The sequence below is a fragment of the Citrobacter sp. Cb031 genome (genome assembly GCF_030336725.1).
Classification (GTDB): domain Bacteria; phylum Pseudomonadota; class Gammaproteobacteria; order Enterobacterales; family Enterobacteriaceae; genus Citrobacter; species Citrobacter braakii.
This window is the reverse complement of the sequence record NZ_JAOWDA010000034.1, coordinates 754,585-777,177: the sequence shown is the minus strand read 5'-3', so window position 1 is coordinate 777,177 and position 22,593 is coordinate 754,585. Positions and strand designations below refer to the sequence as shown.

Genomic DNA, 22,593 nt, shown 5'->3' with positions numbered 1-22,593 from the left:
TTAACAGTCTACACTAGAGACAGGAGGCCCTATGACCCTGTCTTTTACCACCCGCTGGCGTGATGAATTACCAGCAACCTATACAGCACTTTCACCCACTCCCCTGAAAAACGCGCGCCTGATCTGGCATAACGATGCGCTGGCGGAGCAATTAGCTATTCCAGAGACACTATTTGATATTCCAACCGGAGCCGGTGTTTGGGGCGGTGAATCGTTGCTTCCCGGGATGTCGCCTTTAGCGCAAGTTTATAGCGGACATCAATTTGGCGTCTGGGCGGGCCAGCTTGGCGATGGACGCGGGATCTTGTTGGGCGAACAACAGCTCGCTGACGGCTCAACGTGTGACTGGCACCTGAAAGGCGCCGGACTTACGCCTTATTCCCGTATGGGGGATGGTCGCGCCGTACTGCGCTCGACAATTCGCGAAAGCCTGGCCAGCGAAGCGATGCATTACCTGGGAATACCGACCACGCGGGCATTGTCGATTGTTACCAGCGACACGCCGGTGTATCGCGAAACGGTAGAATCAGGGGCGATGCTCATTCGCGTGGCGCAAAGCCATCTGCGCTTTGGCCATTTTGAGCATTTTTACTATCGCCGCGAGCCGGAAAAAGTGCGCCAGTTGGCTGACTTTGCGATTCGCTATTATTGGCCACAATGGCAGGAAGAAGCCGATAAGTATCAGCTGTGGTTTAACGATGTTGTCACGCGTACTGCGACGTTAATCGCGGACTGGCAGGCGGTGGGATTTGCACATGGTGTCATGAACACCGACAACATGTCGATTCTGGGACTGACGATGGATTACGGTCCATTCGGTTTTCTTGATGACTACGTGCCCGATTTTATCTGCAACCACTCAGACAACCAGGGGCGATACAGTTTCGATAATCAACCGGCCGCGGCGCTTTGGAACCTGCAACGTCTGGCGCAAACTCTGTCGCCATTTATCCCGGTGGAGGCGCTTAATGATGCGCTGGACAGTTATCAACTGGCGCTGTTAACACGCTACGGTCAGCGGATGCGACAAAAGCTTGGCTTCTTTAGCGAGCAAAAAAACGATAACGAACTGCTTAGTGAACTGTTTAACCTGATGGCGCGGGAAAGAAGCGACTATACCCGAACATTTCGCATGCTCAGTCAGACGGAACAACACAGCGCGCAATCCCCGCTGCGCGATGAGTTTATCGACCGCGCAGCGTTTGACGACTGGTTCACGCGGTATCGCTCACGCCTGCAGCAAGACAACATTGCCGACGCAGACAGACAAACGCAGATGAAGGCGGCTAATCCGGCGATGGTATTGCGTAACTGGTTGGCGCAACGGGCGATTAATCAGGCAGAGCAGGGGGATTACGCCGAGCTGCATCGGTTACACGAGGCGTTGCGTACCCCATTTATCGATCGTGATGATGACTATGTCAGCCGTCCACCTGACTGGGGCAAACGGCTGGAAGTGAGCTGTTCAAGCTAAGGGGCCAGAAATACCTGCGGGGATCCGTTGGCCGGATGCTGGCCAACGTGTACCTGCGCGCCATACCAGCGTTTCAGGTCATCGGCCTGTAACACGACCTCAGGCGTTCCCTGCGACACCAGCCTGCCGTTGTGCAGCAACACTATTCTGTCTGCCCACAGTGCGGCGAGATTCAGATCGTGAAGCACAATGCACACATGCAGCTCTTGTGAAGCGGTAAGCGTCTTCAGCAAGCGCAACAGATGCTGCTGGTGGTAAAGATCCAGCGCAGAGGTCGGCTCATCAAGGAATAACCAGCCGCGAGGCGCGCCGTCGCACCAAAGTTGCGCCAGTGCACGGGCTAACTGTACTCGCTGTTGTTCGCCGCCGGAAAGCGCGGCGTATTGCCGGCCCGCCAGCGGTGTACATCCGGTCATTTCCATCACCTGAGCGATAAGTCGAGGTTCCGACCGCGAGGTCCAGGGCGCACGCCCCATCGCGATGACGGCCTCTACCGGCCAGTCAAATCCCAACTGCGTTTGCTGGCGCATCACCGCCCGATGCCGCGACAGTGTTTGGCTATGCCATTCATCCAGCGGTTTACCCGCCAGCACGCAGCGCCCTGTAGCCGGTTTCAGAAAACCGGTCAGCAGGCGCAGCAGGGTGGATTTCCCCGCACCGTTTGGGCCGATGAGCGCCACCAGTTCACCTTTTTCGAGAGCAAGAGTGACGTCGTCAATCACCGCTCTGCCCGCGACGCGATAGTGAAGCCCTTCAGCGATGAAATGTTCAGCCATGAGGTCCTCGCTGACGAAAAATAAGCCATAAAAACCACGGTGCGCCCAGAAGACTGGTTAGCAAACCGACCGGCATTTCCGCAGGCGCAACCGCCGTACGGGCCAGCGTGTCGGCTATCAGCAATAAAAATGCGCCCGCCAGCACGGAACCTGGGATAACGGCCCGATGGTCTGAGCCGAGCCACATGCGCATCAGATGCGGGATAACCAGCCCGATGAAGCCTATTACGCCGCTTACCGCCACGGCTGCGGCAACCAGCAATGCGCTACAAAGTAGCAAAACACGCTGAACGGTACGCACATCTACGCCGAGGTAATGCGCCTCTTCCTCACCTAACTGCAGCAGGTTCAGCGCCGGTGCCAGACGCCAGATGATCAGCACCGTCGGGACAGTCAATGAAGTGACAGCCAGCAGCGTGGACCATTGCGCGGCCCCCAGACTGCCCATCCCCCATAGCGACAGCTGGCGCAGTTGCGCGTCATTACTGACCCACGACAGAACGCCAACCGCCGCCCCGCACAGCGCGTTGATGGCAATACCGACCAACAGCAGACGTGAGAGTGAAGCGTCGTGCTGTTGGCTAAGGATAAAAATAACCACCGTAGCAGCCAGCGCACCGAGAAAAGCGGCCAGCATGGGGGCGTACAGCATTAGCAGCGCGGGCAAAGAGACCGGCAGCACTACCCACAGGGCGACGGCGCAGGCGGCTCCGCTGCTTATCCCCAGTAATCCCGGATCGGCAAGCGGGTTGCGAAACAGGCCCTGCATCACGCAGCCCGCGAGCGCCAGAGAACCGCCAATCACCAGCGCCAGCAGGACGCGGGGCAGGCGAATGGTGAGCCAGATTTGACGCAGTGCCTCATCGCCATCACGCCACAGCATACTTACCGGCAGGCGCAACGCGCCAAAACCGGTAGCCATGATTGTCATCACGACCAACATGAGTGCGAGTGTCCATAAAGAACAACGGATACGTCGCGACATCAGGGCAATTGCTCAGCTTTAGCGCGAAGCTGCAAAATGGCCTGCGGGGTGCGTACGCTAAAGCCGAGCAGCGCCATATCGTCAACCTGCAATACCTGTTTATTTCGTCCGGCAGGCGTCTGCGCCAGGCCCGGCAGCGCCCACAGGTTATCTTCGCCCCCCATCGCCTTAACGCCGTCCTGTGAAATCACCACCAGATCGGGCTGGCTGGCAATGACACCTTCCTGCGACAGCGGCTGATAGCGGTTAACACCCTGCATTGCGTTGCGCAAACCGGCGGCACGAATAGCCGCATCGGCTGCGGTTTGCTGGCCCGCTGCCATCGCGGTCATCCCGCCATGATTGAGAATAAACAGCACGCGTTTGTTAAGTTCAGATGACGGCAGCGCCGCCAGTTCCTGACGGAAGCGGGTGCGCAGCGTTTCGCCATCGGCCTGCCTATGGGTGGCTTCGGCGATGACGCGAATTTTTTCATCAATCACATTAAGCGCGTTGCTTGCCGGGAGCGTTACAACCCTGACGTTGCTCTGTTCGAGCTGTTTTAGCGCCAGAGAGGGCTGCGCCTGCGCGCTGGCAAGGACCAGTGTAGGGCGGGTGGCAAGGATCCCTTCGGCGTTGAGTTGGCGCAAATAACCGACATCAGGTAGGGCGTTTGCTGCTTCAGGCCACTGGCTGGTGCTGTCTCGCGCCACAAGGGAAGACTGTGCTCCCAGTGCGTATACAATCTCGGTGACATCGCCACCGAGAGCAACAACCCGTTCCCTGGACGCAGCCATCGCGACGATGGGCAGTAGCGCAATCAGGACCAGCAGTTTTTTCATGCGGCCAGCCCCTTCGGCGTCAGTGCGTCAATTTGCGCGCGCCATTGCGTCTGCTCCGGTTCGCCTTCCGTTCGTTGACCATACAGCTGGGCGATTTGCGTGCCGTCGGCAGCAAACAGTTCCAGGCTGGTGACGTGGCCATCGGCGGTCGGTTTGCGCGTTACCCATGTTTCTGCCACGCTCTCTTCCAGTAGGTGTAAGGTAAATGTCGGGTTGAATATATTCAGCCAGCCTTTCATCGGCACCAGTTTTTCTATCACACCGGTAAAAATCTGTACGCAGCCACGATTACCCACAAAGACCATAATTTCATTGCCATCCTGGCGCGCGGTGTCGAGTAACTGCGCCAGAGCGCTATTTGCGACTTTACAGGCCAGATCGTCGCCCACCAGGTTAAACGCCTGTTGGCGGGTGAGATCGTGGCGTTTCAGCAGACCGAAGAACTGGTGTACATCGGTCATGGCTCGCCACTCTTGATCAACAGTCTGCGCATCGACCGTGACGGTGGCTGGAGCAGAAGGGGGGGCGGGTTGCAGCGCCAGAGGCGGGTTTTCAGCGAAGATGAAACGGGTCAGCAACGCAGCCCATTCCTCAATGAGGGTATTCTGTGTGGCATAGACCTTCAGTAGCGCATCCCCCTGATGGTCAAAGAACTGAATGCTCTGACGTTCGCCGTGGGCGGTTGTTTCGCTGATATGGAACACGCTTGCCCACTGATTGAGGAACAGGCGCAGGTCGAGGGCGCGCGGATTGAGTACCAGTCCGGCATGACCGTTCAGGTGCTGATTGGTAAACGCACCAACCTGCTCATGCACCGCATATTCGTTGCGGCATATACATTTGGTTTCGCCGACGGCTTCCAGTGCGCCGAGGATTTCACGCACTTCGCCACGTAAGCGCCAGGCGTCATGACCGACGCGCGTGAAGGTCAGTTCGGCTTCGCTAATATTCATCAATCCCGCAATATCACGTGCGTATTTGCCAGGATTTTCTTTCTTCAGTTCCAGCCAGCGTGTGTAATGATTCATTGTCTCTTCCTTCCAGATTGCTGCCCCGGCGAACCGGGGAAAAGTGATTACCACTGATAACTCACGAAAATTTTGCCATTACGACCATCCTGCGGAATGCCCTGCGGCGACCAGTACTCTTTGTCGAAGGCGTTGCCCAGTACCAGCGTGGTGGTCATGCCTTTCAGCGCTTGTTGGCCCTGATAGCTCACGTAGAAATCGTTTACCGCATAACCGGGCTGTTTCGTGTAGCTGTTGCTGATATGCGTTGAACGGTCAGCAAAGGTACCTATCCAGCCAACGGAGAAACCGCTGTGCGCAACCGGTACGTTCAGTTTGCTGGTGACGGTATCCGGGTTAATGCTGGAAATATATTCGCCGGTGTCTGTATCTTTGCCGCGCGTACGGTTATAGGCCATGTCGAGGCTGAACAGATCGGCGGAATATTTCGCCATCACGTCCCAGCCCCAGATTTTGGCGTTGGGTACGTTATGGGACATGGTTGTCGCGGCGGCAAAGTCGACGCTGGTGGAGATGTAATCTTTCGCTTTGGTGTCGAAATAGCTGGCTTTAAATTCGAGCGCATCGCTCGCCATCAACAGATCGTCAAAGCGCAGGCCAAATCCGTATTCCTGCGTTTCGTTGGTTTCCGGGCGTAGGTTAGGGTTCGGTACCCAGTAGTTGGTGTAAAAACGGCCAATCGAGAAGTGTTTCGCATCGTTATACATCTCGCCCATGGTCGGCGCACGGAAGGCCTGAGCGTATGATCCGAACAGCATCAGCCAGTCGGTTGGCGCAACGGTGAGCCCGGCGCGGGACGACCATTTATCGGCATCGACATCTTCATAGCCGTCGCTGCTGCCGCGATAAGAGTCATAACGGGTACCGCCCAGCAGCGTAACCGGTAGGTCGCGCAGGGTGATTTCATCTTGTAGCCAACCGGAGCTGAAATCGATTTTTGCCTCCGGGAAACCGGTGGTTGCGCCGCCTGGCTGTTGTTCCTGACGATAGTATTCCCCGCCGTAAGTCAGCAGGTGAGATGCAAAAGAGTCGGTAAACAGACGGCTGCGGTTGTCGATTTTGCCGCCTTTGGTGGTTTGTTTGCGAAACTCGCCGGTGTTATCCGTGTTTTGCGCATTAATGCGTGCTTCGGACCAGTAGACGCGGGCATCCGCGTTCAACCAGTCATTGTCGGCTGGAGCAATCGAGTAGGTCAGTTGCGCGTCGCGCTGGATGGTTGAGCGATCGGTCATCGGGTTGCTGGTGGCATCCGCCGCGCTGGTTTGCGGGTTTTTAGGTTCACGGGCGTCATTGTTGTAGTAACGCAGCGAGCCGGCCAGCGTCTGGGCGCTGTCAATTTTCCAGCTGCCTTTCGCCAGCATATTGTTAATCGCTTCGTCGTTTGGTGCCGTAGTACCGTTGCTCTGGCGCAAATTACCGCGATCGCGACTGGACCAGGCAAGCAGTCCGTCCAGCGTATCGGTGCGACCAAACGCGCTGGCGCCCATACCGAGGCTGTGATCGCCGGTTGCCGCGGTACCGAACACGCGATAACCGCTGTTTTGTCCGGCTTCCAGCAGATCTTTGGCATTCGCAGTGTCATAGGCGATCACACCACCTAACGCGCCGCTACCGTACAGCAGTGCAGAAGGACCACGGACGACCTCGATGCGTTTGATCAGCGCCGGATCGAGGAAGGTACTGTTCAGGTGTCCGGTGTCGGTTCCCTGACGAACGCCATCAACCAGCACCAGAACGCCACGTCGATCGTAGCCGCGCAGATTCACGTCCTGGCCGTTAGTACGACCGGTGCCGTCAAGGGTCAGGCCCGGAACCGTACGCAACAGGTCGGCTGCCGAGCTGGCGGTCTGGTTTTCCGGCGCGGTGGCATCAATCACGCTGACCATCATCGGTGCTTCAAAAGCACTTCGGGCATTGCCGGTAGCGGTGACGGTCATATCTTCTACCGCCGCATACGCGACGGCGGGCAGGTTACTGATAATCGCCAGCGCCAAGAGCGAAGGGCGCAGGGATGCAGTGTGCAGGTGTGGCATAGCAACTCTCCATTAGGAAATCGAAAAGCGCTGGCTGCCTGGGTACTACCTGGGTGGCTGGCGAAAAGTGGTGTTTATTTGGTCAGAATGAGTTTTCCGGCTTGTGTCTGGCGCAGCAGATAGAGCTGACCATCGTGTTCTATGATCACGCGCCCCTCTTTGCCCAGCAGACTTTTACTGTCAATTCGGCGCTCGTTTGGCGCGACGGCAGGCGGTGTTTTTTCTTTTGCGGGCGTTGTTGTGTTATCCATACGTGAATAGTGTTTAAAAATAACAATCAATTTAACAATGATAATCATTATCATCAAACTGCAAAATTGCGGCAAGCCTTTTTGTGAAATAATTGTGACGAGAATAGATTTTGTACAATAAGGAGGGGGAAAACAAAGGATTAGCACCGGGCAACGTGATGTTACCCGGCGAACAGCATTAAAAACGGCTATCAACCGCAGAGGCGAGTTTTTCAACCAGCAGTTCAGTATCTTCCCAGTTCAGGCACGGGTCGGTAATGGACTGGCCGTAAACCAGCGGCTGGCCGCTAACGATTTTTTGCGTACCTTCACGCAGGAAACTCTCCGCCATAATCCCGGCAATCGCCGTCGAACCATTGCGAATTTGCTGGCACACATCATCACAAACGTCTAACTGACGACGATGCTGCTTCTGGCAATTGCCATGGCTAAAATCGACCACCAGATGTTCAGGCAGGGAAAATTCGTGCAGGGTATCGCAGGCGGCGGCAATATCTTCAGCATAATAATTCGGCTTTTTACCGCCGCGCATGATGATATGCCCGTAAGGATTGCCGCTGGTCTGATAAATGGTCATCTGGCCGGTTTTATCCGGAGAGAGGAACATATGGCTGGCACGGGAGGCGCGAATCGCATCGACGGCAATACGCGTATTGCCATCCGTACCGTTTTTAAAGCCGACCGGGCAGGAAAGCGCAGAGGCCATTTCACGGTGGATCTGGCTTTCGGTGGTGCGTGCGCCAATGGCTCCCCAACTGATTAAATCGGCAATAAACTGACCGGTCACCATGTCGAGGAATTCTGTTGCCGTGGGTACGCCCAGTTCATTGACCTGCAACAGCAGTTTGCGCGCCAGTTCAATGCCGTGGTTCACGCGGTAGCTGCCGTTTAAATCCGGGTCGGAAATTAAGCCTTTCCAGCCCACTACGGTGCGCGGTTTTTCAAAATAAGTGCGCATCACGATTTCCAGACGCGCCTGATGTTTTTCGCGCAGCGCCTGTAAACGCGTCGCGTATTCCATGGCGGCATCAAGATCGTGAATCGAGCAGGGACCTACGATCACCAGTAAACGAGCGTCTTCACCATTTAATATTTTTTCTATCCGGCGTCGGGAGTCCGTAACATGACGGGCGACGGAGGACGAAACAGGATGCCGTTGCGCAAGCTCTGCTGGAGTGACCAGGTTGTCAATACGCGCAGTACGGAGTTCATCGGTTCTGTTCATTACTTGTCTCAGAAATTTGTTGCTTCAACGGCAGGACTACCGGGAAGTGATGTATATCACAATATCATACTCATCCTGCCTGGTGGCGAGCATAATAACAAAAAATCGAACCAATGCACTAGCATTCTAGTACATGCGGCGATTCAGCCCCATGATGTCGAGGATCTTGGTAGCAATCTCTTCTACCGAATAATTGGTACTGTTCAGCCATGGGATCTGGTTTTTCCGGTACAGCGCTTCCACCTCAGCAACCTCCATCCGGCACTGGCGCATCGAGGCGTAACGGCTGTTTTCCCGGCGCTCTTCGCGGATGGCCGCCAGGCGCTCAGGGTCAATGGTCAGGCCGAACAATTTATGCTGTAACGGCTTCAGGGACGCTGGCAGCACCAGATTATCCATATCATCGGCAATAAAGGGGTAGTTGGCCGCGCGAATGCCAAACTGCATGGCCAGATACAAACTGGTCGGGGTTTTACCGCAACGGGAAACGCCAAGCAGGATCACCTGCGCCTGATCGAGGTTGCGCAACGAAATACCGTCGTCATGGGCGAGGGTATAATCAATGGCGGCAATGCGCGCGTCGTACTTGTTAAGGTTGCCGGGGTTCAGGCCGTGGGTACGATGGGCGATCGGCGTAGGGTCGAGCTTCATCTCTTGCTGCAGTGGGGCAACCAACGCCTGCACGATATCCTGACAAAATCCTTCGCTTTGCAAAATGATCGAGCGAATTTCCGGCAAAACGATAGAGTAAAACACCAGAGGGCGCACGCCAGTTTGTTGATAGATCGCGTCAATCTGGTCTTTAACCGCTCGCGCACGACTCTCATTTTCCACAAACGGCAGCGTAATGCTGCTGATCGTAACCGGAAATTGTGACATTACCGCGTGGCCCAATACCTCGGCGGTGATGGCCGTACCATCAGAAATATAAAATACGTGACGATCAACAGCATTATCCATTTTGCTCATCCTGGGGCTGACATAATTCTCTGAAAGCATAAATTAAAATTCGCCAGAAGCGAATATTGCTGCATCTATTTTGTAAAATGAAACGGTATTTTTATATTTACTGAAAAGTACATTTCATTTTTCGGAACAAATGTTTATACCGGTAGTTTTTGTGGTGATCCCCTGTGGCTCGCGGGTTTGCGCAAATGCGGAAACAATCTGAAAAAATAAAAAATAAAGTTGCTTGAACGATTCACCGTTTTTTTCGCTGAAGTAAATATGCAAAGATAATTACGCAAAATTGAGTTTCCTAACCTCGTTCATATATAAGGATTGTTCGATGTCCAACAATGGCTCGTCACCGCTGGTGCTTTGGTATAACCAACTCGGCATGAATGATGTAGACAGAGTTGGGGGCAAAAATGCCTCCCTGGGTGAAATGATTACTAACCTTTCCGGTATGGGTGTTTCCGTACCGAATGGTTTTGCAACGACCGCCGATGCGTTTAACCAGTTTCTGGACCAGAGCGGTGTAAACCAGCGCATTTATGAGCTGCTGGATAAAACGGATATTGACGATGTCACCGAGCTTGCGAAAGCCGGCGCACAGATCCGCCAGTGGATTATCGACACTCCTTTCCAGCCGGAGCTGGAAAATGCCGTCCGCGATGCCTACGCGCAGCTGTCAGCAGACGATGCCCATGCCTCTTTTGCCGTGCGCTCTTCCGCCACCGCAGAAGATATGCCAGATGCGTCATTTGCCGGTCAGCAGGAAACCTTCCTCAACGTCCAGGGATTTGATGCCGTACTGGTTGCTATCAAACACGTCTTTGCCTCGCTGTTTAACGACCGTGCAATCTCTTATCGCGTTCACCAGGGTTATGACCATCGTGGCGTGGCGCTCTCTGCTGGCGTTCAGCGGATGGTGCGCTCAGACCTCGCGTCTTCCGGCGTAATGTTCTCCATCGATACCGAATCCGGTTTCGATCAGGTGGTGTTCATCACTTCCGCATGGGGCCTCGGCGAGATGGTCGTGCAGGGTGCCGTTAACCCGGATGAATTCTACGTGCACAAACCGACTCTGGCGGCAAACCGTCCGGCGATCGTCCGTCGCACAATGGGTTCGAAAAAAATCCGTATGGTCTACGCGCCAACCCAGGAACACGGCAAGCAGGTGACGATTGAAGATGTACCGCAGGAGCAGCGCGACATTTTCTCCCTGACCAACGCAGAAGTGCAGGAACTGGCGAAGCAGGCGGTACAGATCGAGAAGCACTACGGTCGTCCGATGGACATCGAATGGGCGAAAGACGGTCATACCGGCAAGCTGTTCATTGTGCAGGCGCGTCCGGAAACTGTGCGCTCGCGCGGCCAGGTGATGGAGCGTTATACGCTGCATGCTCAGGGTAAAATTATTGCTGAAGGTCGTGCTATCGGTCACCGCATTGGCGCGGGTCCGGTCAAAGTCATTCAGGACATCAGCGAAATGAACCGTATCGAACCTGGCGACGTCCTGGTTACCGACATGACCGACCCGGACTGGGAACCGATCATGAAGAAAGCGGCGGCGATTGTCACCAACCGTGGCGGTCGTACCTGCCACGCGGCGATCATTGCCCGTGAACTGGGGATCCCGGCCGTGGTTGGCTGTGGTGATGCCACCGAGCGTATGAAGGACGGTGAGAAAGTCACAGTCTCCTGCGCCGAGGGTGATACCGGTTATGTTTATGCTGAGATGCTCGACTTCAGCGTGAAGAGTTCCAGCGTGGAGACCATGCCGGATCTGCCGTTGAAGGTGATGATGAACGTGGGTAACCCGGACCGGGCTTTCGACTTCGCCTGTCTGCCAAACGAAGGTGTCGGCCTGGCGCGTCTGGAATTTATCATCAACCGCATGATTGGCGTACACCCGCGTGCGTTGCTGGAGTTCGATGACCAGACGCCTGAGCTGCAAAACGAAATCCGCGGCATGATGAAAGGTTTTGATTCCCCGCGTGAATTCTACGTTGGTCGTCTGACGGAAGGGATCGCCACGCTGGGTGCGGCGTTCTATCCAAAACGCGTTATCGTGCGTATGTCAGACTTTAAGTCCAACGAATATGCCAACCTCGTCGGCGGTGAGCGTTATGAGCCGCATGAAGAGAACCCGATGTTGGGCTTCCGCGGGGCGGGCCGTTACATTGCTGATAGCTTCCGCGACTGTTTCGCGCTGGAATGTGACGCAGTGAAACGTGTCCGTAACGATATGGGCCTGACTAACGTAGAAGTGATGGTACCGTTTGTACGTACCGTTGCCCAGGCGAAAGCGGTAGTGGAAGAGCTGGCGCGTCAGGGGCTGAAACGCGGTGAGAACGGACTGAAGATCATCATGATGTGCGAGATCCCATCCAACGCCTTGCTGGCCGAGCAGTTCCTTGAGTACTTTGACGGCTTCTCCATCGGTTCAAACGACATGACGCAGCTGGCGTTGGGACTGGACCGTGACTCTGGTGTGGTTTCTGAACTGTTTGACGAACGTAACGACGCGGTGAAAGCGCTGCTGTCGATGGCGATTCGTGCAGCCAAGAAACAGGGCAAATACGTTGGTATTTGCGGTCAGGGTCCATCCGATCACGAAGACTTCGCCGCCTGGCTGATGGAAGAGGGGATCGACAGTCTGTCGCTGAACCCGGACACCGTCGTGCAGACCTGGCTGAGCCTGGCTGAACTGAAGAAGTAACATCATGCCGGATGGTGGCGTAAATGCCTTACCCGGCCTACGGTTAGTATGCAACGTAGGCCGGATTAGAGGTGTTAGCATCGCCATCCGGTATTTTACCCTTCAACGCTTTCCACACTCTCCACGCTTAAACGCTGAATGATATCCTGACGCAGCTGGTATTTTTGTACCTTGCCTGACGCCGTGCGCGGTAACGTTTCGACAATGACGATGTGTTCCGGATATTTATACTTTGCCACCCGTTTGCGACTAAAAAAGGCCACCACTGATTCCAGCGACAGCGAATGATGCGGCGGTTTCAGTACCACATAAGCGCACGACCGTTCACCTAGCCGATCGTCTGGCATCGCGACAACGCAGGCATCATGAATGCGCGGATGCTGCAATAAAATATCCTCCACTTCGCGGCTGCTGATGTTTTCCCCGCCGCGCACAATAATATCTTTTTTACGCCCGGTAATTTTGATGTATCCCGCTTCGTCCATGCGGCATAAGTCGCCACTGTAATACCAGCCATCTTTGTCCAGCGCGCGGGCGGTCAGTTCAGGCTCATCGAGGTAGCCCATAAAAACATTGGGGCCACGCGAGGCCTCTTCACCTTCGACCCCTGCAGGCAACGTATTGCGCGCTTCATCGACGACTTTAATTTCAACGCCTGCGGCGGCATATCCATCGGTGTTCATTATGCGTGAAAGTGAATCGTCGAGATTGACCAGCGCATGCGGCGAGCTCTCCGTCGAACCATAGATGCTTAACAATTTAATGCCGCGCTGTTGGCAGGCACGGGCAATCTTTTGCGGAATGGTGGTGCCACCGCATAAGAAAAAACGTAGTGATGTGAGATCACAGGGCCGTTTTTCCAGACTACACAACATGTCGTAGACGAAGGGGGTTGCACCGAGCACGCAGGTACAGCGTTGTTGCTCGAGCAGTTCAAGACAGGCGGTTGGGGTGAATATATCCAACAATACGCTGCGTGCGCCGATTAAAAACGGCGCGGTAACGCCATGCAAAAAACCGGTAGCGTGTCCCAGTGGGGCGGGCATCAAAAACACATCCTGCCAGGTGAGATTGAGTCGGGCACAGTAGGCGCGTTCGCTGGCAAGGATATTGTTGTGGGTTAACATTACGCCTTTCGGCATTCCCTCGGTCCCGGAGGTAAACAGCACGGCAGCCAGTTCATCGGCGTGAACGTTAATAGCCTGGGTTAATGGCGGAGCCAGAAGCAGTTGGCTGAACGCCAGCGAAGCGGTGGCCGGTGCCAGTTTATCTACGGCGACAATCTTTTGCAGATGCGGCAATTGATTTTGCAAGGGGAGGATCAGATCAACCGGTCGGGTCTGTTTAAACAACGTCGGTGCGAAAAAAATCTTCGCTTTGCATTTGTTCAGTACCCACACCAGTTCCGCTTCGCGCCAGGCAGGCAGCAGTGGTACGGAAACGGCCCCGGTTTTCAGGCAGGCCAGGTAGATAATGGTGAACTCGCACCAGCCAGGCAACTGAAAGGCAATGCGATCGCCGGGTTGGATCCCGCAGGCTACAAACCAGGTTGCCAGACTGCTGGCAGCATCGTCGAGTGCAGCGTAGGTATATGAAGCGCCATGATTATCAACCACGGCGATTTTATCCGGCATGGCTCTGGCGGTTTGGTGCCAGTAATCGCCAAGCGAAGCATCTCCCCATAAACCCAGTTGTCGCCAGGCCTGGCGACGTTCGGCGTTAAACGTAAGTGTGATACTCATGAAGTTATTCCCAGGATTATTTCGGCATACATCTGACCGGATGGCCAGGCGGGGCCAATCCGGCGTACAACATGCAAAATCCGTTAGCCGTAGCGGAAATCAACGCCAAATGTTCCGAGCGGGTATTCCCATTGTGTGAGGATCGTGTCACCGCACAGCACCCGGCAGGTGCCGCACTCCAGGCAGCCTGCGGAATCAAAATGAATATTTCCACTCTCATCCTGTTTATACAGTCCGGCGGGGCAGGCTTTCAGCAACTTGCGAAATTCATTAAGGTCGGGATGTTCAGCCAGAATGATGTGCGGGTGGCCTTCATCAACATTAAATTTATTGACGCCCAGTTTGACGTCGACGTTAACGTTAGTGTCCTGATTCATAGTGCGGTGGCCCCCTTGATGCCGTCTTTCAGTAAGTTCATCAGCCCAATCTGCCTGGCATGGGACATGATCATCTTGCGAACGGGCTGATTTGGGCTTCCGTCAACGGTAAACATATCGTTCATGATATCGGCCACCATGCGAGGATATTGGGTAAACAGGCGCGGGTTTTCCATCAGCGTCGGGATCTTGCGAAAATGCTGTAAATCACGCATCACACAGCCCTGTTCGAGGGCGCGTTTGTAATCCATCAGGCTACTGGCCGAGTAATCCTGGCGCTCTTTTGCAGCAATGGCTGTTTGGGCGGCGGCTTCTGCGGAAGCTATCGCCAAATCCATGCCGCGCACGGTATAACCCAGATTCAGACAGAAACCAGCGGCATCGCCGACGATCATTACCCCGTCATCAACCAGTTTCGGAACCATTGCCAGACCGCCTTCCGGTACCATATGTGCGGAATACTCCAGCAGTTCCCCGCCGGCAATCAGCGGACGAATAGTCGGGTGTCGCTTAAAGTCTTCCAGCATTTGCGGAATGCTTTTCGTGGCATGGGCAATATCCCCCAGACCACACACCAGGCCCAGAGAGATGGAATCCTGGTTGGTATACAGAAATCCGCCTCCCATCAGTCCATCAGACGGTGAACCTGCGAACAGCCAGGCTGCACCTTCGTTGCCTGACAGATTGAACCGATCCGCAATCACCGCTGACGGTAAGCCGATCAGCTCTTTTACGCCAACGGCATAGTGCTGCGCAGAAGAGGGGGGAACCATCCCCAGCGACCGTCCCAGCATAGAATTAACGCCATCGGCTAGGATGACAATATTGGCTTCGAGGATATCGTCCCCGGCTTGTACTCCGGTGACCTTATTGCCTTCGCGAATTAGCGCGTCGACGCGCACGCCGGGGATAAACTGCACGCCAGCCTGTTCCGCTTTTTCCATTAGCCATGGGTCAAGCCGGTTGCGCAAAACGGTATAAGAGTCCTGCGCTGGCGCGTTGTCTTTTTCACGATGGAAGTCGAGGGTAACGGCGCTCTCTTCGGTCAGGAAGGAGATTTTTTCGCGGGTGACTTTACGTTCGAGAGGCGCTTCCTGCGCGAATCCGGGCATGATGCGCTCAAGGCTGTGCGCGTAGAGCCTCCCGCCGGTCATATTTTTACTGCCCGCACTGTTGCCGCGCTCGATGACCAGTACGTCCAGTCCGGCCCGGGCCATAACGTAGCCTGCCATTGTACCCGCTACACCAGCACCGACCACAATGGCATCAAATTTTTCATCTGACATGCTTTATGCTCCTTTCCCGCCGCGAGGGCAGCGGGAGATGTGCGTTAAACGGGGTTAGCGGCTGAGATGGTCGATAAGGGCCGGAACCACTTTGTAGATGTCGCCCACCAGACCGTAATCGGCGTAATTGAAAATAGGGGCTTTTTTATCTTTGTTGATGGCGACAATGACTTTCGCGCCGTTACCGCCGACCATATGCTGAATTTGTCCTGAGATGCCCAGTGTGAGATACAGGTCTGATTTCAATAACACGCCAGAAACGCCAATGTAGCGTTCGCGTTCCATCCAGTTTTCGCCTTCGGCAATCGGTCGTGAACAACCCACTTCAGCACCCAGCACCGATGCCAGTTGGCGCACCATTTCCAGATCGTTTTGCGCCACCAGACCGCGACCCACACCCACCACGCGCTTAGCTTTGCTGAGATCCACGCTGCTCACGGATTTGGCACGACGCTCCAGGCACATCACTTCATGGTGCGGCGCGATGTACGTTGCTGAGACAACCGGGCAGTTGTGTGAGGCGTTTTCCGCGACCGGTTCAAGCTGGCCTGGAGCAAGTGTGATAATCGCCAGCGTACTTTTGATTTTTTCTTTGCCAAATGCCAGACCACCATACATCCGGTGTTCGGCGAACAGTGTGCCTGCATCCAGCGTTACCGATGTGGCGTCGTTCACCATCGCTGCGTTGAGCTGAATGCTTAAGCGTGCGCCAAGGGATTTGGCTCGTTTAGTCGCGGACATCAGCAGCAGCCCGGCGTGTTCCTGCATCAGGGCGGCGATGGTCTCAGCGTAATTTTCAACACGCTGTAAACCGGAGGTTGCGTCGAGCACGACTATCTTATCGGCGCCCAGGGCTTGCAACTGATTGGCCTGGTCGCTGCCTTGTACGATAAGGTGAACCTGCTCACCCCACAGGCGAGCGCCGGCCATTAATTCTGCATAGCGTTCTACGTTATCGCTGAACACCCAGACGTTGGCTAATTTACTCATGATGATTTCTCTCCGTTGGGCTTAGTTCAGGGCTTTTTTCAGGTGTTCAGCCAGTTCGGCAATGGCTTCTGCTGAGTCATTTTCCAGAATGATGTGCTGACGTTCGGTTTGCGGCGGCACGGTAAGGCTCACCAGTTCCGCTAACGGTGACGCAGGTATCCAACCAATATCGCTGGCTTGCCACGGGGTGACCGGTTTTTTACCCGCGCCCAGAATCGCCTTCATCGAGGGAATACGCGGTGTGTTGATATCTGACGTCACGCACAGTACGGCGGGGAGCGGCAGATCAATTACTTCGACTTCATCTTCAAGCGTGCGCTCAACCACAAGGCGATCGCCGTTACGTTGGATGTTGCTGACGGCATTAATCACCGGGAGCTGTAATAGTTCGCCAACCAGTAAGCCGACCTGCTGCGCGTAGATATCCCCCGATCCTTCACCGAACAGCATCAGGTCGAAATCCATATTGTTGGCCGCACAGGCCAGCGCCTGAGCGGTATCCCGGGGTAATGAATGCTCCAGTTGTGGATCCTGCACCATATACAAACTGTCCGGACCGCGGGACAGCACGTCTTTACGCACTTTGGAGTTTTGTAGTAGCGACCCGCCCACCGTTAAGGCGACGATTTCATCACCCTCCGCGCTAAGTTGCGCTGCGGCCTCTATCGCATTTAAGTCAAACTGGCTGATTTTGGCATCGGCCCGGTCAAAGTTAAGCGAGCGCTGTGGGGTAACAACAATGTCCTGTTCTTCAGGCACCAACTTAAAGCAGGTTATTATTTTCATGGCATCTCCAGTGATTCTCGTGTGGATGATGACGTGGTGCGTCATTATCGACAGTAGGGAAAATTGACTGAAAATAGTTTGCGACAGAGGGAGGGCTGTTTTCGACGGGGAAATCTGTTTTCATTGCCAACAATCTTGCAAAAAAAACGTCCCGGGAATGCCTGGTTTATCAGCAATAATCAGACGGTGCGTCCCAGAGGAAAAAACGGGAACACAAAGACAGTGAAAATAATTGCGAAATGCATCATGTTTTTAATCGCCTCTGCGCTGAATTTGTTTCTTATATGTAAATTATTAATGCAGACTTAATAACATTTATTCTTTTTGATTATTATAAAACGAAAATAATCAATGGCAGCAATGTACCAAAGCAAAAGGTGTCATCTTGCAGACGGGGCAAATAATTTTGTTTCGCCGGGAAGGAATAACGTTGTATAACGTCATTATCATTTTTATTTTCTGATATTAATAATCCCAAAATTGCTGCCTTTAGGTGGAGGTTGTCATGTATCAACGCTGCTTTGATAATGCCGTGGAGACCCTTTTTGAACAGGGGAAAACCCCAAGATTCTCGCGATTCGTCATCAGTGATGACCCTAACTGGGAGTCGGGTCATCACGTTCACGATAATGAAACAGAGCTTATTTATGTCAAAAAAGGGGTCGCAAGATTAATTATCGATTCGTCGCTGTATGTCGCGCATGCCGGGGATATCGTGGTGATAGAGCAAGGGCGACTCCATGCGGTTGCTTCGGATAGTAGCGCGCCTGCAACGACTTATACCTGCGCGCTCTACGGTTTTCGTTTCAACGGCTGGCAGGATAATCAGCTATTGCAGATGCACTCGTGTCCGGTGATTAGCGTTACTCAGGGGAAGGAGGTTATTAAGAGTATCTTTAATGAGTTGGGAGTTATGCTCCCCCAGAGCAAAAATAACCTGACATCTTCAGCCTACGACGCTTTTGCTTATGCTCTAACCGTTTTATTTTACGAAAACTTTAAAAATGCCTATCGTTCTGAGCAAGGTTATATTAAAAAAGATGTCTTAATTAAAGATGTGCTGGTTTATTTAAATAATAACTTCCGCGAAAAAATTACTCTCGATCAGTTATCCAAAAAATTCCGGGCCAGCGTGAGTTATATCTGCCATGAATTTACTAAGGAGTATCGAATTTCGCCGATCAATTATGTGATTCAGCGACGAATGACCGAGGCGAAATTTGCCCTGACGAATACGGAAGCTTCGTTAGCGGAAATCTCCTGGCGGGTAGGGTATGAAAATGTCGATCACTTTGCCAAACTCTTTCAGCGGCATGTGGGTTGTACCCCCAGTGATTATCGCAAGCAGTTTAAAAATAATCTGGTTGAGCAGGAATGCTTGATCCCAGAGGTCTGATTATCCTGGATCGTGCCGGAAAACGCTTGTGCGCTATCCGGCACGAATTACCGCTTACTTATTCTGGTAATCTTTCAGGATTTGGCGTCCGGCGACGTAAATCATAATTTCGTCGGTGCCGCCGCCAATGCGCTCGCAGCGAACATCGCGCCAGAATCGGGAAACGCGCGCTTCATCGGTGTAACCCAGCCCGCCCATGATCTGAATGGCGTCATCAATCACTTCCATTGCCGTGCGGGCGCAATACAGTTTTGCCAACGCCGCGCTGGTCCGCAGCGACTGTTCCTGATCGGCCTGCCAGGCCACTTTCAACACCATATTGCGCATGTTTTCAATTTTAATCGCCATCAGCGCCAGTTTTTCCTGGATCATCTGGTTATGGCCAATCGGTTTACCAAATGCGATGCGCTGGTTAGCATAGCGGGCGGCATCTTCGAAGGCGCACTCGGCGAAACCGGTACTACGCGCGGCGTTGATCAACCGTTCCATCTCAAAGTTGTACATGACGTTGAGGAAGCCCATGCCTTCTTCGCCGACCATATCGCTTTCGTCTACTTCAACATCATCAAGATAGACTTCGCAGGTGCTGAGCATGTGCCAGCCGATTTTATGCAGCGGATTAACCTTAATGCCGGGTTTCTTCGAATCCACCCACCACAGCGTAAAGGCTTTCTTCGGATCTTTCGGCTCCGGATCGCGAGCCAGTACCAGCATATAAGGATACTCTTTAGCGCCGGTGATAAAGGTTTTTTGCCCGTTGAGATATACCTTGCCGTTTTTGCGGGTGTAGCTGGTGGTGGCGCTGTTATTGTCTGAACCTGCTCCCGGTTCGGTTAATGCCAGCGCATAAGCCGGATCGCCCGTTTCCATGGTGCTTTCTGCCGTTTTACGTAACTGCTCGGCGGAGCCAAAACGACGCATACTGTGAATGCACTGACCGTTCGTGATTAAAAAAGCGGGTGCGCCGCATTTGGAAACTTCCATCAGTGCCAGCATCTGCGTGACGTAATCTGCCGGGATACCGCCGAATTCTTCCGGAACGCCCAGCATTGAAATTCCGTTGTCCGCAAGGGCGCGCATAAACTCTTTCGGATAGGTAGCCGTCTGATCGCAGGTACGGAAATATTCCTCCGGGAAATTGCTGGTAATCAGTTCGCGAATGCTGGCAAGCAGCAGTTCTTGTTCTTCAGTTAATGAAAAATCCATCAGGGTACTCCTTTTAATTGGCGGCATCGGGCAATATAAAACCCATCGAAGCATCGATAAATAATCTTTCGTCCATCAGTTTCAGTTCCGGAGAAATAACAGGAGGGAAATCCATTTTGTCCAGAATGTCTTCCTGCAAAGAGACTCCTGGCGCAATTTCGACTAAATGAAGGCCATCTTCTTTTAAGGTAAATACAGCGCGCTCGGTGATGTAACGGACATCCAGTCCGCGCTCGAGTGCAATTTTTCCGCTGAAAGTGACTTCTGGTAATTCGTTGACGAATTTTTTCACCCGGCCTTCCTGCACGATATTTAATTTGCCATTGGCAACTTCCGTTTTCAGGCTTCCGGCAGTTAACGTGCCGCAAAATATTATTTTCTTCGAGGTGGCGCTAATATCGATAAAACCGCCGGTCCCCATAATTTTGCCATTGAATTTATGTACGCCGACATTGCCGTGGCGATCCACTTCGGCGAAGCTTAAATAGCAGACATCCAGCCCACCGCCGTGGTAGAAGTCAAACTGGGAGGTCATATCCAGAATCGCGCGGGTGTTGACGTTGGCGCCAAAAGCGATGCCCTGGGAGGTAATTCCGCCAATCGGGCCGGTCTCGACCGTCAGAATAAAGTCGTCAGCGCAGCCTTCTTCGCGTGCAACGAGACCAATACCATCGGCGATACCCACGCCAACGTTGCCGACCGCGCCTTTACGCATTTCGAACAGGGCGCGTCGGGCCACCAGTTTACGCTGATTGAGCGGCAGGGCAGTCTGCTGGCTGTCATCAAGGACAAAATCGCCCGAGATAAAGCGGTTAACCGGCGCACCGCCGTACAATTGAGTTTGATCGGGATCGATGACCACAATATCGACCAGATAGCCCGGAATACGCACGGCTTTTGGGTGCAGTGTGGCTTTCTTCACCATTTTTTGCACCTGCATCATGACGATACCGCCGTTGTTGTGAACGGCCTGAGCAATCACCAACGCGTCGAGATACATAACTTCATCTTCAAACGTGGCGTAACCTTCGCTGTCGCAGGTGGTGGCGCGAATAAAGGCGATGTTTGGCGCAATGGCTTTGTAGTAGAGGTACTCTTTGTTATCAATTTCCACCAGCTTGATCAGATCTTCGGTGGTCACTTCATTCAGCTTTCCGCCCTGTTGGCGGGGATCGACAAATGTTCCGATACCGATCTCACTCAGAATACCCGGCTGGTGGGCTGCCGAGGCACGCAGGGTCTGGGTTAATACGCCCTGAGGATAGTTATAGGCGGCAATTTTATTCTGCTCAGCGAAGTCAGAAATTCGTGGTGATTGTCCCCAGTGGCCGCATAATGCCCATTTGACTAAACCTTCCTGTGCTAACGGGCTAATTCCACGGTCAGCACGGTCACCTAATCCCGTTGGGCTAATCAATGATAAGTTTCGGGGTGAGTGTGCATTTTTATATTTTTCAGCCAGCGCGTTAATTAATGTTGTTGCTTCGAGAATACCGCCGCCTGCGCCTAATACACAGAGCGTTGCCTCATCAGGAATATAATTAATGGCATCCGCTGCGGATAATACGGGGACCCGACCATCAATGCGTTTTGGTCTTGATAATTTCATGTGAACTCCAGATTATATGCGTGCGACTACCTGTCGCTATATTCGACAATAATAATGTGAGTTATTTAATAATGTCCGGCCATCTGCCCGATATTCGGGATTAAGCGAATATCTGGGGCAGGGCATTACTGATATTAATATGGATAAACAGTACTATTACGCCTGATGCAATATGGTCAAAACGGTACGTAGGTCGGTGACCGAAATTTGCCCAGGGGCAGAGGCTTTTTTCACCGCGCCAAAGGTTGCCGCTGAACCGAAAACCTCACCGGACAGACGTGAAATCACCCCTGTTTTGGCCATCGACATGGTAATGATCGGGCGATCGGCATAGCGTTCCTGCATTTCCAGCGTGGCGCCAAGCAGGGTCAATACATCCGTCTTGTTTTGCGGCATCAGGGCGATTTTCGGGATATCAGCGCCAAGCTCCTGCATTTTACGCAGGCGCAGGACAATCTCTTGTGCCGCTGGCGTCTTATGGAAATCATGATTCGACATAATGACGGCGACATTTTTTGCATGTGCATATTCGACGGTGGCTTTAATCAGTTCGTCACCGGTGAAAAGCTCCAGGTCAATCATATCGACCAGACCGCTATCTACCGCCGCACGGTTTAGCGCAATATAGTTTTCGACAGCCAGCGCCTGTTCACCACCTTCTTTGGCACTACGGAAGGTGAACAGCAGCGGTTTGTCAGCCATCACCTCGCGGATGGCGCGTGCAGCTTCCAGTACGGCATCAACGGAGGACACCTCGGTGAAATGGTCAACGCGCCATTCCAGAATGTCGAAATCCGCCTCGCGATAGGCCAGCGCTTCGCTTTTTACCGTTGCGATGTCTTTACCCATCAGTGAGACAATGATCTTCGGCGCACCCTCGCCAATGACGAGGTTTTTTACGGTTACGGTTTTCATCGATTACCCTTTAAATATTTTACAAA

19 protein-coding genes are annotated in these 22,593 nt (G+C 53.5%); 3 read left to right on the top strand and 16 right to left on the bottom strand.

Going from position 1 to position 22,593, the window contains the following annotated elements:
- Nucleotides 1–31: 31 nt before the first annotated feature.
- Nucleotides 32–1,474 (top strand): protein adenylyltransferase SelO, encoded by a 1,443-nt coding sequence (gene selO / locus OGV93_RS20165; protein ID WP_287110067.1) that lies wholly within the window; start codon nt 32–34, stop codon nt 1,472–1,474.
- On the opposite strand, the gene OGV93_RS20160 is transcribed toward selO, so the two are convergent.
- The 8 genes from OGV93_RS20160 to ppsR all read right to left on the bottom strand — a co-directional run bounded on the left by OGV93_RS20160 (nt 1,471) and on the right by ppsR (nt 9,553).
- On the bottom strand, nt 1,471–2,250 hold the full coding sequence (locus tag OGV93_RS20160; RefSeq protein WP_287110065.1) for a heme ABC transporter ATP-binding protein: 780 nt from the start codon (nt 2,248–2,250) through the stop codon (nt 1,471–1,473). The two genes, selO and OGV93_RS20160, sit on opposite strands and share 4 nt — an antisense overlap.
- Nucleotides 2,243–3,235: a FecCD family ABC transporter permease gene (locus OGV93_RS20155; protein ID WP_200084198.1), complete on the bottom strand. Its 993-nt coding sequence runs from the start codon at nt 3,233–3,235 to the stop codon at nt 2,243–2,245. Before OGV93_RS20155 ends, OGV93_RS20160 begins: the two co-directional genes overlap by 8 nt.
- Complete coding sequence (locus OGV93_RS20150; protein WP_200084197.1) at nt 3,235–4,056, bottom strand: heme/hemin ABC transporter substrate-binding protein; 822 nt, start codon at nt 4,054–4,056, stop codon at nt 3,235–3,237. Before OGV93_RS20150 ends, OGV93_RS20155 begins: the two co-directional genes overlap by 1 nt.
- A complete protein-coding gene (gene chuS, locus OGV93_RS20145; protein WP_200013738.1) occupies nt 4,053–5,084 on the bottom strand; it encodes a hemin-degrading factor in 1,032 nt (343 codons plus the stop codon). Before chuS ends, OGV93_RS20150 begins: the two co-directional genes overlap by 4 nt.
- Nucleotides 5,085–5,131: 47 nt before the next feature.
- Nucleotides 5,132–7,117: a TonB-dependent hemoglobin/transferrin/lactoferrin family receptor gene (locus OGV93_RS20140; protein WP_200084195.1), complete on the bottom strand. Its 1,986-nt coding sequence runs from the start codon at nt 7,115–7,117 to the stop codon at nt 5,132–5,134.
- A 74-nt stretch (nt 7,118–7,191) separates the two neighbouring features.
- Nucleotides 7,192–7,422 carry a hemin uptake protein HemP gene (gene hemP, locus OGV93_RS20135; protein WP_072034386.1) on the bottom strand — a complete coding sequence of 77 codons (231 nt, stop codon included), beginning with the start codon at nt 7,420–7,422 and terminating at the stop codon, nt 7,192–7,194.
- Nucleotides 7,423–7,546: 124 nt separating this feature from the next.
- Nucleotides 7,547–8,593: a 3-deoxy-7-phosphoheptulonate synthase AroH gene (gene aroH, locus OGV93_RS20130; RefSeq protein ID WP_016152883.1), complete on the bottom strand. Its 1,047-nt coding sequence runs from the start codon at nt 8,591–8,593 to the stop codon at nt 7,547–7,549.
- Nucleotides 8,594–8,719: 126 nt separating this feature from the next.
- Nucleotides 8,720–9,553, bottom strand: a complete 834-nt coding sequence (ppsR, locus tag OGV93_RS20125; RefSeq protein WP_016152884.1) for a posphoenolpyruvate synthetase regulatory kinase/phosphorylase PpsR — start codon at nt 9,551–9,553, stop codon at nt 8,720–8,722.
- 328 nt (nt 9,554–9,881) lie between these two features.
- On the opposite strand from ppsR, the gene ppsA reads away from it, so the two are divergent.
- Nucleotides 9,882–12,260, top strand: a complete 2,379-nt coding sequence (ppsA, locus tag OGV93_RS20120; protein WP_016152885.1) for a phosphoenolpyruvate synthase — start codon at nt 9,882–9,884, stop codon at nt 12,258–12,260.
- A gap of 95 nt (nt 12,261–12,355) precedes the next feature.
- Here the strand turns inward: ppsA and fadK are convergent, their stop codons facing one another.
- From fadK to OGV93_RS20095, 5 genes are all read right to left on the bottom strand, one after another.
- On the bottom strand, nt 12,356–14,002 hold the full coding sequence (gene fadK, locus OGV93_RS20115; protein ID WP_287110063.1) for a medium-chain fatty-acid--CoA ligase: 1,647 nt from the start codon (nt 14,000–14,002) through the stop codon (nt 12,356–12,358).
- Between the two features lie 83 nt (nt 14,003–14,085).
- Nucleotides 14,086–14,379, bottom strand: coding sequence for a ferredoxin family protein (locus tag OGV93_RS20110; protein ID WP_016152887.1), 294 nt, complete (start codon nt 14,377–14,379; stop codon nt 14,086–14,088).
- Nucleotides 14,376–15,665, bottom strand: a complete 1,290-nt coding sequence (locus tag OGV93_RS20105; RefSeq protein WP_095715557.1) for an FAD-dependent oxidoreductase — start codon at nt 15,663–15,665, stop codon at nt 14,376–14,378. The genes OGV93_RS20110 and OGV93_RS20105 overlap by 4 nt, the downstream gene beginning before the upstream one ends.
- Before the next feature lie 54 nt (nt 15,666–15,719).
- Complete coding sequence (locus OGV93_RS20100) at nt 15,720–16,655, bottom strand: electron transfer flavoprotein subunit alpha (RefSeq protein WP_049268708.1); 936 nt, start codon at nt 16,653–16,655, stop codon at nt 15,720–15,722.
- A 21-nt stretch (nt 16,656–16,676) separates the two neighbouring features.
- The gene (locus OGV93_RS20095) at nt 16,677–17,441 is read right to left on the bottom strand and encodes an electron transfer flavoprotein (RefSeq protein ID WP_095715558.1); all 765 of its coding nucleotides are present in this window, start codon (nt 17,439–17,441) and stop codon (nt 16,677–16,679) included.
- 505 nt (nt 17,442–17,946) lie between these two features.
- On the opposite strand from OGV93_RS20095, the gene OGV93_RS20090 reads away from it, so the two are divergent.
- Nucleotides 17,947–18,837 (top strand): AraC family transcriptional regulator, encoded by an 891-nt coding sequence (locus OGV93_RS20090; protein ID WP_016156354.1) that lies wholly within the window; start codon nt 17,947–17,949, stop codon nt 18,835–18,837.
- 54 nt (nt 18,838–18,891) lie between these two features.
- Here OGV93_RS20090 and OGV93_RS20085 read toward each other — a convergent pair whose 3' ends face one another.
- From OGV93_RS20085 to aroD, 3 genes are all read right to left on the bottom strand, one after another.
- Nucleotides 18,892–20,043 carry an acyl-CoA dehydrogenase gene (locus OGV93_RS20085; RefSeq protein ID WP_003836610.1) on the bottom strand — a complete coding sequence of 384 codons (1,152 nt, stop codon included), beginning with the start codon at nt 20,041–20,043 and terminating at the stop codon, nt 18,892–18,894.
- A 13-nt stretch (nt 20,044–20,056) separates the two neighbouring features.
- Nucleotides 20,057–21,652 (bottom strand): acyl CoA:acetate/3-ketoacid CoA transferase, encoded by a 1,596-nt coding sequence (locus tag OGV93_RS20080; protein ID WP_287110060.1) that lies wholly within the window; start codon nt 21,650–21,652, stop codon nt 20,057–20,059.
- 156 nt (nt 21,653–21,808) lie between these two features.
- On the bottom strand, nt 21,809–22,567 hold the full coding sequence (gene aroD, locus OGV93_RS20075; protein ID WP_016152893.1) for a type I 3-dehydroquinate dehydratase: 759 nt from the start codon (nt 22,565–22,567) through the stop codon (nt 21,809–21,811).
- Between the last annotated feature and the right edge of the window lie 26 nt (nt 22,568–22,593).